Here is an 11,020-nt window from a genome sequence, read left to right on the forward strand (position 1 = left end):
TATGATAAAGGGAAGAAAATCACTGCTGGCCGGTATCGTTTCCGCCTCGATGGTCCTGATGGCAGAGGCCCCGGCTTACGCATATGTGCAGCCGCTGACGCTCGGCGTACACCAGTCGTATTATCTGAATACCGGATCGGGCATCACGAGGGTAGCGGTAGCCAGCCCCGATATCGCCGATGTGAAGATACTCGGCGGCAGCGCGCTGACCGTGGTGGCGAAAAAGCCCGGTTCGACGACCTTGAACATCTGGACGCAGAACGGAATGCGTCAGGAATACCGCGTCACCGTGACGGGCGAGGATAAGGGGCTGGCGGCCATCATTCAGAAGGCCATCGATCTTCCGCATGTGGAGGTGACGATGGTCGGCGACCGCATCCTTCTCAAGGGGCATGTCCAGAACCAGTACGAAAAGAATCTGGCCTTTAAGATCGCCTGCCTTTATGTCGGCGATGATGCCGTCAATTCCAAGAAACAGGTCAATAAGAAGATGAGCGGTGCGGCCGCCAATACAGCGTCGGATATCACCGGCGAGGAGGAGATCGACAGCAGCGCCCGCGTGGTGAACCTGCTGCAGATGGTCAATCCGGACCAGATCAATATCGAGGCCATGGTCATCGAAATCAATTCCGACGATGCCAAGAAGCTCGGTATGGAGTACAGTTCGCCGACGAATGTTTCCGTAGATACCGATTCGAACTGGCGCAAGGTAACGGACGGCACAACCGGCGAATATTACGGCGGCGAAACATACGGACAGGAGCGCAGCAAGGGAAGCCACTGGTACAACCGGAACTGGCTCTACACGCATTTTTCGCAGATCAATGCCAAGATTCATGCGCTGGTCACGCAGGGAAAGGCCCGCATCATATCGCGTCCGAACATCACGACCATGAGCGGCAAGACGGCGGGCATACTGGTCGGCGGCGAGATACCCGTGCCGATTAAGAGCAACGATACCGTTTCGGTCGAGTATAAGCCGTACGGCATCCAGCTGAACCTGATTCAGCCGACGGTGGATAATGAGGGCAATATCACAGCGGATCTTCAGGCCATCGTCAGCCGGCTGGACTGGTCGAATGCGGTGACGGTGAACGGCTTCAATATGCCGGGTCTGGTGACGCGCCGGGCTGATACGATGGTCAACATCCCGACCGGCATGACCATGGCCATCGGCGGACTGCTGAACTCGGAGGACAGCAAGACGGTGAGCAAGGTTCCGCTGCTCGGCGATATTCCGGTGATCGGCGAACTGTTCAAATATCATAACAATACCCGGGCCAAGTCGGAGATCATGATCCTGATCACGCCGCGCGTAGTCAATGAGGAAACGCCGGTGCGCATGTCGGCGAAGCTAAAGGATGCGTATCAGGATGGCCGCCGGGAGACGCAGAAGATGGAACAGGTCGACGTCAATGCGCCGGTTCCGGAGAAGAAGGAAGAACCGCAGAAGAAAAAAGCGGAACAAAAGACTTCGGGCGCACCGTCTGCGTCCGGCACAGAGCGGCAGAAGACTCTGCATGCCGGCTCGCCTGCGGCGGCGCGGCCCGCTGGCTCAGACGCCGTCGAGCTGACGATCCGGCCGGTGCGCTAAGAGAGGGGGAGAAACGGTGGCAGAAGAGAAAATCAATGTCAATGGTACCGTGATTACCTTTTTCAGCACAGCTTCGGCCGTGGGAAAAACGCTGGTCAGCTGCAATGTCGCGGCGGAGCTGGCGCGGCTCGGGCACCGTGTCTGTCTCGCCGATCTCGATCTGCAGTTCGGCGATGTATGCAATTATCTCCAGCTGATGCCCCAGCAGACTCTGGCGGACGCGCAGAATGCCATTCATGTGCAGGGCGACGCGTTCCATGTGGAACAGTATCTGACAATGTACACGCACGATCAGACGCGGTTCTATGTGCTGGCTTCGCCGCAGCGGCTCGATGAGGCATACAACATACAGGCCGCGGAGGTCCGGAAGATCATTCAGCATTTGCGCAGTATGTTTGATTATGTGCTGCTGGATACGACGTCGATGTTCAGCGTACTGAACCTCAGCATGCTGGATATGAGCACGATTGTGACGTTTCTGGGGATTGTGGATTTTCTGCCGACGATCAAAAATATGAAAATCGGCAACGACACGCTGAAAAATCTGAATTACGATATCAACAAGATCCGGCTGGTGCTGAACCGCAGCGATTCGGTCACCCGCATCAGCCGTGAGGATGTTGAGGAGCTTTTGGGCGAATCCTTTGATTATATCCTGCCCAATGATTTCAAGGCGGCGAACCGTTCGATCAAGGATGGCGTTCCGCTGGTGCTGGGCGGGGACCAGACGCCGCTCGGCGATGCGCTCTGCGATATGGCCGCTCAGTATACGAACCGCGGTCTTGACGATGAGGTTTATGATGAGGGAAACAACAATTCCTGGTTCAGCCGTTTATTTCACTGAAAGAAGGTGTTGATCGATGAAATACCGGGTTCTGCTCGTCGAGGGCAATCGTCTGATGATGGAGCAGCTGGCGAATGTCATCAATCAGACGCCGGATTTTGAACTGGCGGCAAAATATCAGAGCGATTCCGATGCGCTGGGGCAGGGCGGTGTGTTCAAGCCAAACCTGATCCTGCTCGATGTGGAGAACCGCAATGCGCCGGAGATTCTGGCGGATTTCCGCCGCGTTTATCCTGACACGTCCATCGTCTGCATGGGCGATCACTGGCAGGCGGAGGTCGCAAGCCATCTCGTGCGCGAGGGAGCGCGCGGGTATATCATCAAGCCGTTTACCGGCGAGTATCTCGTCAAGGCCATGCAGCAGTTCGCCAAAACGGGCATGGAGGTGACGAACCGGACGGTCAGCTTTTTCAGTCCGAAGGGCAAGAGCGGCAAGACGACGGTCATTGCGAATCTGGCCATGTGTCTGGCCAATAAGACGGGCGAACAAATCGGCATCATCGACGCCGACCTGCAGTTCGGCGATATGGCGGTGTTTTTTAACCTCAAGCCGAAGAGCACGATCGTCGAAGCGGTGCGCGATGTGGATTTCCTGTCGCCGATCTCCCTGAGCGGTTATTTTACCGAGGTAAATGATCGTGTGAAGGTGCTGTGCGGCACGGCAAATCCGAGCCTGAGCGACCGCGTGGAGATCGAGTCCTTCATCCGCGTTATTCACATGGCGCAGAGCCTGTTCCGCTATGTGCTGATCGATGTGCCGCCGGGATTCAACCCGACGTCGATTGCCGCCGCGGAGCAGTCGGATACGGTCTATCTTGTCTCGATGATTAACGGTGGCTTCGAGGTGCAGCATATGCGCCGGGCTTTGGAGATCTTCGAGGGGCTGGACCGCCATGAGGAGATCGTCCGCACGATCTTCACCCGGGTGACGCCCTGCGATATCGCTTCTCAGAAGCGTCTGGAGCAGGAGCTCGGCTATCCGGTGGACTGTATCGTGCCGAATGAATATCAGATCGTATCGAACGCGGCGGACAATGGCCGCATGGCGCTCGATATTGAACCGGACAGCCAGCTGACCCGCAGCATCAACAAGCTGGCGGCTCAGCTGACCGGCCATAAGCAGATACGGTGGGATCAGCCATGAGCATTCTGATGATTTTCCTTCTGTCGTTCCTGTTCTTTATCCTCCTCACTCTGCCGCTGAAGCATCGGGAGAAGGATCATAAGAGCATGGTGCAGCGCATGGAATACTTCTCCGGCAAGGAGGAAGCCATGCCGAAAAAGTCGGCGGCGGAGCGTCAGGCCAAAGCGGGAATGCAGCTGCAGGAGCGGGCGCTGGTAAAGATTCGCAAGATTTCCCGGCGCCTTTCCCCGCGCGGGCGGCAGACCAATTCCTTCGACCTCATGATGCTGCAGGCCGACTGGCCGCTTTTGGGCTCGGAGTTTGAGGTGGTGCTGGGCATTCTGGCCGTTCTCGGCGGACTGATCGCCTTCCTGACCACATTAAAGCTGCCGATGCTTTTCATTGGCATGGCGGCGGGCGCTTTTGGCGGGATTTTTTATCTGAAGCTTCATATTTCGCGGCGCGGCAAGGCGTTTAACAATCAGCTCGGCGATACGCTCATCATGATGTCCAATGCGCTGCGGGCCGGATTCAGCTTTCAGCAGGCCATGGAGCTGATCGCCAAGGAGATGGAGGCGCCGATCGGCGTCGAGTTCCAGAAGGTGCTCAGCGAGCTCGCGCTCGGCGCAAGCCTCGAAACCGCGCTCGGCCATATGAGCAAGCGCGTGCAGAGCAAGGACTTCGATCTCGTCATTACGGCGGTGCTGATCCAGCGTCAGGTCGGCGGCAATCTGTCGCAGATTCTCGACACGATCAGCGATACGATCCGGGAGCGCATCCGCATGCGCAACGAGATTTCGTCGCTGACGGCGCAGGGCAAGCTGTCCGGCATCATCGTCGGCGCGGTGCCGTTCGCCATCGTCGGCTTTTTGTATCTGAACGATCCGCATTATCTGCAGCCGATGCTAGACAGCGCCATCGGCAAAATGATGCTGGCCGCGGCGGCGGCGCTGGAACTCATCGCGGTGCTGATCATCCGCAAGATCGTCGATATCCGGGTCTGAGCCGGGAGGAGGAGTTTTCATGAAGAGAAGGAAGGAGGCGCAGCGGGGACAGAGCATTGTGGAATATGCGCTGATTCTGGCGGCTGTCGTCTTGTTCGCAGGAATCCTCGTCGCCTACCGCGAGCCGCTGGCCGAGGCCATCACGGGTGTTTTTTCCTCGCTCGTCCGGTATTTATGAGATGTGACGCCATACGGCTTTACATAAGAAGTATTTTTATCTATTTTCAAGGGGGACTTAACAATGTTAGAGATTCTGAATTACCTTCGTGGCCGCTACATGTCGGAAAAGGCTCAGGGCATGGTCGAGTATGCGCTGATTCTGGCCTTTGTTGTCGCTCTGGCTGTTGTATTGACGAATACGGGCGGTTTGAAAGAAGCTATTTCTAATGTATTCTCCAGTGCAACCAGCCAGTTGAATAAGTAATGCCGGCGCATTGGCAGAAACGTAACAGTTCATCTTTATGAAAGGGGGCGGTATCATGAAACGGAAACAAAGCGGTCAGTCGATTGTGGAGTTTGCGCTGATACTGCCTTTTTTTCTCTTGCTGCTGGCCGGCATTACGGCCTTCGGCATGATGTTTGCCGACTATATCTCCCTAAACAACGCTGCGCGCGCGATTGCCCGCGAGGTTTCGGTGACGGGGAGCACGACGGCGTATCAGGCCAAATACAAAAACTATGGAACCATGACCAATATGTATCTGTGGGATATCGGTAAAGTCAAACTCAACGCGAAGGATGACAAGGCATTGAAGCAGCAGAAGGATGTCGAGGTGACGATCACTTCGGATCTGAACCGCAAGAGCGGTCTTTTGGGCTTTTTCGGCTTTTTGTCCAACCCGGGCGGGAAGAACGATGGGCTGAAAATCATCCCCGATCCCATTACGATTACTTATACCATGTACAATGAATCCTATACCGGTTCTAAGAAATAGAACCCTGATCGTGAAAAAGGCGGCTGCCGCAGGGCAGTCTTTCCATAGATTCCTATTTTTTACGGAGGAGTGAACGCGATGTCCTTATTGGCCCGCCTTGGGCGCCCGAATGCGGAAAACCGGCAGGTGATGATCTTTGCCTCGTATGGCAGTACGGAACAGGTGTCGGAGGAGCGGAGCCTGCAGAAGCTGAAGCTGAAGATTCATCGCCGCATCGTCGAGAGCATGACGCCGGAAGAGCAGCATGCGCTGGCGACGGCCAAGCATGAGAATACGGATCAGGTCGACGCGATCATCAGCCGGTATTTCGAACGGGTGCTGGCCAATGATCCGTTTGCCGTTCCGCTCGGAGAGCGTGCGCATATCGTGGCGGAGATTCGCGACGAGATGCTCGGACTAGGGCCGATCGAACCGCTTCTGAAGGACGACAGCATCACAGAAATCATGATTAACGGGCCGCAGCATATCTTCGTCGAGCGACTGGGCAAGCTGCAGCTGACGGATGTCCGCTTCCATGACGATGCGCATCTCATGCACATCATCGAGCGAATCCTGACGCCGATCGGCCGCCGCATTGACGAGTCCTCGCCGCTTGTGGACGCCCGTCTGGAGGACGGCTCCCGCGTCAATGTCATCATTCCGCCGCTGGCGCTGCTGGGGCCTTGCGTGACCATCCGTAAGTTTTCCAAGAAGCCGTTTTCGGTCGAGAATCTCATCGCCTTTGGCACGCTCGATGAGAAAATGGCCATTTTCCTGCGGGCCTGTGTCAAGGCCCGGATCAATATCCTCGTATCGGGCGGTACCGGCTCCGGTAAGACGACCTCGCTGAACGTCCTGTCATCCTTTATTCCGAACGATGAGCGCATCGTCACCATCGAGGATGCAGCCGAGCTGCGCCTGCAGCAGGATCATGTCGTGACGCTGGAATCGCGGCCGGCCAATCTTGAGGGGAAGGGCGCGATCACGATACGCGATCTGGTGCGCAACGCCCTGCGCATGCGCCCGGACCGCATTATCGTCGGCGAGGTCCGCGGCGGCGAGGCGCTGGATATGCTGCAGGCCATGAATACCGGTCATGACGGATCGCTGACGACGGCGCATGCCAACAGTCCGCGCGACGCCTTGTCCCGTCTGGAGACGATGGTGCTCATGAGCGGACTGGATCTGCCGGTGCGGGCGATCCGCGAGCAGGTGTCTTCGGCCATCGATCTGGTCGTGCAGCAGTCGCGCATCCGCGACGGCAGCCGTAAGATCACCTATATCACCGAGGTACAGCACATGGAGGGGAATACCATCACGACGCAGGATATTTTCCGCTATCAGCAGACGGGACTCGATGAGGACGGCAAGGCCGTCGGTCATTTCGACTGCACGGGACTGCAGCCGACGTTCCTTGAAAAGTTCCGTCAGAACGGCATCGAGCTGCCCGAAGGATTTTTCGAGTCGCAGCATTTTGCACAGGAGGTAAGATTCTGATGACGATCCTGCTGATCCTCTTTTCCCTGTCGGTCAGCCTGCTTTTCTTTCTGCTGCTTTACGGACTCTTCAAGCGCAAAGTGGAGCCGAAGGACCAGATTCGCCAGCGCATCCGCAGCATCCGGACCATGGAGCAGGCGGGAGGAACCAGTACGCCATGGGCGGATCAGGTTATGGCCGGAGTGCGGCGCGCGCCGCGCAAAAAAGCCGATATTCCGTTTAAATACCGCGTGATCGAACCGGCGCGGGCCTGGGCCAACCGCAAGATGCATCAGCTCGCGCCGCGTGAAATCTACCAGTGGCTGGAGGGTGAGATCGCAGCGGCGGGAAAGACGGGATCATGGACGCCGGACAACTTCATGCTGGTCGTGGCGGTCATGCCGGTTCTGTTTGGCGGCATGATGTTCCTCGCCGTGATGTCCAGCTCCTATGAGCTCATCCAGAAGCTGACCTTTTGTCTGCTGGGCGCGGTGATCGGCGCGGTGCTGCCCTTTTCCACGCTGAACCGGACTATCCGCGCGCGTCAGGAGCAGATACGGCGGGAACTGCCCGAGACGTTTGATTTGCTCTGTGTCAGCGTCGAAGCCGGCCTCTCCTTTGACGCGGCCATCAAAAAGATTTCTTCGCGCATGAAGGGGCCGTTTAACGACGAGTGCCGCCATATGCTCAATGACGTCAGCATGGGCATGACGCGCCGGGAGGCCATGAAAGCCATGGCGGTCCGCTGCCGGGTGCAGGAGGTGTCGCTGTTCGTCACCTCGATCATCCAGTCGGAAAAACTCGGAACCAATATGGCCAATACACTGCGCATTCAGGCCGACAATGTGCGGGAGCGCCATCGTCAATGGGTCAAGGCCATGGCGCTCAAGGCGCCGGTCAAGATCGTCCTGCCGTTGGTCGGCTGTATTTTGCCGGCGATATTCATCGTGGCGCTCGGGCCGGCGGTCATGAATATCGCCAAGAGCTTTCTCGGACGCTGAGGAGGTAAATCATGGACAGAAAGAGAAACCGGAAGATGCGGATCATGCGGCCGGTATCTCCGGACGGAATAGAAAATCCGCCGCTTCGGATCGAAGTGGCGGATTCTTTTTGGACTCGTTTTTTCGGACTGATGGGGCGCCGCCGCCTGACGGAAGGACAGGGCCTGCTCATCGTGCCGTGCAGCAGCATCCACATGTGCTTTATGCGGTTTGCCATCGATGCGGTTTATCTGGACCGGGAGTACCGCGTGATCCGGATTGCCGCGGGGCTTCGTCCATGGATTGGACTTTCCTGGTGTCCTTCCGCATGGGCCGTGCTGGAGCTTCCGTCCGGTGCGGCTCGCCGTCTCGGCCTGAAACAGGGGAGCCGTCTGCGGTGAAAGGCCGGAGCTTGTGCGGCATGGCGGAGGTATCAGTCGTCGCTGACCAGTGATACGACGTACGTTCCGGAAAGCTCCGAGGAGCTGCCGTCGCTGGTGAAGGTGCGGTTGCTGGCGGAGATGCGCTGGCCGCCCGTCGTCATGAAAATCGATTTGGCCACGATGCTGCCGGCGATGTCCGCGTCGGCTCTTCCATCGATGAGCACGGTGCCGTTCGGCGCATAGAGAAAGCCATGGAACGGAGAGCTTCCCTGCAGGGAGATGTTGCCGTGCAGCGAGATCAGAAGCAGATGGTCGTTGTCGTTGTCCGGCTTCTGATTGGCGGGAATGTTTACGCTGAGGTCGCCGTCGACGATGACGATTTTGTAGACGTTATCCCAGACTTTATAGGATTCGGAAGAAGAATAAGTGGTCTGAAAATCGCTGCAGGTCAGTCCCGGATAAATATTCGTCGTGTGGCTCGGATTCAGCTGATAGCCGCGGTAGCCGGTGAAATTTCCGCTGTAATTTCCGTCGGTATCGATATAGACATGAGCCTTTTCCCGTTCCGCCAAACTCATGTTTCGATACGCTTCGATGAGATCGTAGAGCGAGCTGGTCATGTCGTTCGTCTTGGAAAGGGAGATATCGATCGGCGATGAGGCGGTGTTCTGCGCCGTATAATCCTGTTTGTCGGCCGTTCCCATCCGGTAATAGTAGCGCCACGTGAAACCGCGTCCCCATGATTCATTCGTCGCGATTTTATCGTCATGGGTATGAGCCGGGTCTACATGCGAAAGATCGTCGTCGGCGTAATAGGTCTGTTTTCCGTTGGACCATGTGCTGTCCTGTCCGTTCAGATAATGCTCGTAATAATTGTCGCGGTAATTGGCCCAGAGGTCGGCGTCCTTTTTCGCCGTGACGGAAAGAGAGCTGCTGGTGACGAAATACGTGCGGCTGTTCTTGTCCTGAAACGTATCGTCAAGGTAAATGGATCCATTGGAATGAACCTTTCCTTTGATGTCAATATCGGCCGTATGAAAGACCAATGCGTTGCGGATGTCGTTGAGGCCGCCCATGCTTTTATCCGCCGGCGGCTTGCCATCGTAGCCGCCGATCATGGCGTATTCGAAGATCTTCGGAACCTTGCCGCCCTGTTTGGCAATCTGCGCGGTGGCTTTTGCCGAAACATTCTGAACCGGCTGTGAGCGGAACAGCTTGAGGAAATACAGCGGCACGGTTTCGGTTGCTTCGACGGTCAGACGGGTGGCGGAATTCGCCGGCGTCTTGTACGTGATGCCGTTCAGCGTATAGCTGTTCTCGCCATGATTGATATCGAGATACCGGACAGCGGTGTTCTTGGCCGCATTCGTGTCCCCTTTTGTATCGGCGTAGGCATGTCCCGCGGCGAGAGCCGCAGCATCGACGGAGTTTTGCAGACGCGCCTTGTGATAGTAGAGATTTCCCATATCGACGGCCAGTCCGGTGCCCGCGAAAAGGAACGGCAGCAGAACGGCCGTTATGACCAGCATGGCGCCGCTCTGCTTATGAAGTTTTGATAACATGTCTCGACTCCCTTCCATTAAAAAACAGAACCCAAAATTCCCTTTTTTCCCCTACTAATAGTTTACTATGAAATACCAAGAACGCAAGCCGAAGGCGCAGAAAAGCGCCGCCCCTTTTTGTCAGGAGCGGCGCTTGATTTTGGTTTGAGTTTTAATTGGTCAGTCTGGTAAACTGATCCGGCGGGACAACGGCGGTCAGGCCCATGATGGCGAGCAGCTGGTCAACCGCCTGAGCGGGAGTGCCGGTATTCTTGATCACATAGTCCGTGATTTTCCAGTTGTCGAATTCATGATTATTTTCGGCGTACTGCAGATGGTATTTGATCTCCTCGTTAGAGCAACCCATATCCAGCATGCGCTTGACGAGCGTCATACAGTCGGCCATCAGGTAGACGGTGAAGAGATTCTTCTTGATGAATTTGCCGAGCTGATGGATGCCGGAGCCTTCCATAATCATGATGCTGATGCGGTGATGCTCCAGCGCGCCAAGGATATCTTCCTTTCTTACGCCGTAGATGTCTCCCTTATGCGTGAACTGCGCGACAAGATCCAGCCGGCTCAGTTCTTCGCGGCTTACGCTGCGATAAAACTCCAGATTTTTATCCGTCCGGCGGTCTCCCTTCGGGAAAATATGAGTCGTGTAGACGGGAATATAGTGAATGCCCATTTCCTTGAGCAGAAAGGCCATGGTTGATTTTCCGGCGCCATGCGGCCCGACCAGCGCATAAATCCTGTTTGTCATATCTGAATCCTTTTCTTAAGAACCGTTTCCGATTCCCTTTATTCGATGTTAACGGGTCAAGGAGCGTCTGAAACTCATGCTGACCCGGTTTCCTTTTATCCGACAGGCGGATCATACAGGCAATACAAAAGCGGGAACAACCGAACGTCCCCGCTTTTGCCGCCTCTATACCTTTGCCTGCATCTATATACGAGATATAGATGTCCTCCCGCATTTATAATACTATATTTCCGCAGAAATTTCAACCCAAAAGGTGGAACAGAGCAGACTTTTTTGTAGGTTTACAATAGATGTGAGACTGGAGGGATATACAAAAGCGACCGAATCCCGTAGAATATTGGTTGCAACAAACTTCTACAAAAGGAGACCCGATCGCCATGTCTATCATACCACATCAG

At 55.9% G+C, this 11,020-nt stretch carries 12 protein-coding genes; 10 read left to right on the plus strand and 2 right to left on the minus strand.

Translation table 11 applies throughout. The annotated features are described in order from the left end of the window. The first annotated feature begins 1 nt into the window (after nt 1). From FYJ78_RS05275 to FYJ78_RS05320, 10 genes are all read left to right on the plus strand, one after another. Entirely contained in the window at nt 2-1,594 is a 1,593-nt protein-coding gene (locus FYJ78_RS05275; RefSeq protein WP_154620351.1) for a type II and III secretion system protein family protein, read from the plus strand. Between the two features lie 16 nt (nt 1,595-1,610). Then, nucleotides 1,611-2,438 carry a CpaE/TadZ family protein gene (locus FYJ78_RS05280; RefSeq protein WP_328597643.1) on the plus strand — a complete coding sequence of 276 codons (828 nt, stop codon included), beginning with the start codon at nt 1,611-1,613 and terminating at the stop codon, nt 2,436-2,438. Between the two features lie 16 nt (nt 2,439-2,454). Further along, entirely contained in the window at nt 2,455-3,582 is a 1,128-nt protein-coding gene (locus FYJ78_RS05285) for a CpaE/TadZ family protein (protein ID WP_154620352.1), read from the plus strand. Further along, on the plus strand, nt 3,579-4,565 hold the full coding sequence (locus FYJ78_RS05290) for a type II secretion system F family protein (protein WP_154620353.1): 987 nt from the start codon (nt 3,579-3,581) through the stop codon (nt 4,563-4,565). The genes FYJ78_RS05285 and FYJ78_RS05290 overlap by 4 nt, the downstream gene beginning before the upstream one ends. Before the next feature lie 19 nt (nt 4,566-4,584). Continuing rightward, on the plus strand, nt 4,585-4,743 hold the full coding sequence (locus FYJ78_RS05295) for a hypothetical protein (RefSeq protein WP_154620354.1): 159 nt from the start codon (nt 4,585-4,587) through the stop codon (nt 4,741-4,743). Nucleotides 4,744-4,806: 63 nt separating this feature from the next. Beyond that, the gene (locus FYJ78_RS05300; protein ID WP_154620355.1) at nt 4,807-4,989 is read left to right on the plus strand and encodes a Flp family type IVb pilin; all 183 of its coding nucleotides are present in this window, start codon (nt 4,807-4,809) and stop codon (nt 4,987-4,989) included. Nucleotides 4,990-5,044: 55 nt separating this feature from the next. Then, nucleotides 5,045-5,500, plus strand: coding sequence for a TadE/TadG family type IV pilus assembly protein (locus FYJ78_RS05305; RefSeq protein WP_195847876.1), 456 nt, complete (start codon nt 5,045-5,047; stop codon nt 5,498-5,500). Nucleotides 5,501-5,578: 78 nt separating this feature from the next. Continuing rightward, nucleotides 5,579-6,976, plus strand: coding sequence for a TadA family conjugal transfer-associated ATPase (locus FYJ78_RS05310; protein WP_154620357.1), 1,398 nt, complete (start codon nt 5,579-5,581; stop codon nt 6,974-6,976). Next, the gene (locus FYJ78_RS05315; RefSeq protein ID WP_154620358.1) at nt 6,976-7,956 is read left to right on the plus strand and encodes a type II secretion system F family protein; all 981 of its coding nucleotides are present in this window, start codon (nt 6,976-6,978) and stop codon (nt 7,954-7,956) included. The genes FYJ78_RS05310 and FYJ78_RS05315 overlap by 1 nt, the downstream gene beginning before the upstream one ends. Nucleotides 7,957-7,967: 11 nt before the next feature. Continuing rightward, on the plus strand, nt 7,968-8,336 hold the full coding sequence (locus tag FYJ78_RS05320) for a DUF192 domain-containing protein (RefSeq protein ID WP_235899861.1): 369 nt from the start codon (nt 7,968-7,970) through the stop codon (nt 8,334-8,336). Nucleotides 8,337-8,368: 32 nt separating this feature from the next. On the opposite strand, the gene FYJ78_RS05325 is transcribed toward FYJ78_RS05320, so the two are convergent. After that, nucleotides 8,369-9,880, minus strand: a complete 1,512-nt coding sequence (locus FYJ78_RS05325) for a pilus assembly protein TadG-related protein (RefSeq protein WP_195847877.1) — start codon at nt 9,878-9,880, stop codon at nt 8,369-8,371. A gap of 151 nt (nt 9,881-10,031) precedes the next feature. Beyond that, nucleotides 10,032-10,622, minus strand: coding sequence for a guanylate kinase (locus FYJ78_RS05330; protein WP_154620360.1), 591 nt, complete (start codon nt 10,620-10,622; stop codon nt 10,032-10,034). Nucleotides 10,623-11,020: the final 398 nt, after the last annotated feature.

Source organism: Wylensekiella montiformis (genome assembly GCF_009697385.1).
In the GTDB taxonomy this organism is placed as follows: Bacteria; Bacillota; Negativicutes; order Selenomonadales; family Selenomonadaceae; genus Selenomonas_A; species Selenomonas_A montiformis.

Bases quoted from the DNA above. Each gene is read 5' to 3' on its own strand.
- FYJ78_RS05275 (WP_154620351.1), top strand. From the start codon at position 2: ATGATAAAGGGAAGAAAATCACTGCTGGCCGGTATCGTTTCCGCCTCG.
- FYJ78_RS05285 (WP_154620352.1), top strand. From the start codon at position 2,455: ATGAAATACCGGGTTCTGCTCGTCGAGGGCAATCGTCTGATGATGGAG.
- FYJ78_RS05290 (WP_154620353.1), top strand. From the start codon at position 3,579: ATGAGCATTCTGATGATTTTCCTTCTGTCGTTCCTGTTCTTTATCCTC.
- FYJ78_RS05295 (WP_154620354.1), top strand. From the start codon at position 4,585: ATGAAGAGAAGGAAGGAGGCGCAGCGGGGACAGAGCATTGTGGAATAT.
- FYJ78_RS05300 (WP_154620355.1), top strand. From the start codon at position 4,807: ATGTTAGAGATTCTGAATTACCTTCGTGGCCGCTACATGTCGGAAAAG.
- FYJ78_RS05305 (WP_195847876.1), top strand. From the start codon at position 5,045: ATGAAACGGAAACAAAGCGGTCAGTCGATTGTGGAGTTTGCGCTGATA.
- FYJ78_RS05310 (WP_154620357.1), top strand. From the start codon at position 5,579: ATGTCCTTATTGGCCCGCCTTGGGCGCCCGAATGCGGAAAACCGGCAG.
- FYJ78_RS05315 (WP_154620358.1), top strand. From the start codon at position 6,976: ATGACGATCCTGCTGATCCTCTTTTCCCTGTCGGTCAGCCTGCTTTTC.
- FYJ78_RS05320 (WP_235899861.1), top strand. From the start codon at position 7,968: ATGGACAGAAAGAGAAACCGGAAGATGCGGATCATGCGGCCGGTATCT.
- FYJ78_RS05325 (WP_195847877.1), bottom strand. From the start codon at position 9,880: ATGTTATCAAAACTTCATAAGCAGAGCGGCGCCATGCTGGTCATAACG.
- FYJ78_RS05330 (WP_154620360.1), bottom strand. From the start codon at position 10,622: ATGACAAACAGGATTTATGCGCTGGTCGGGCCGCATGGCGCCGGAAAA.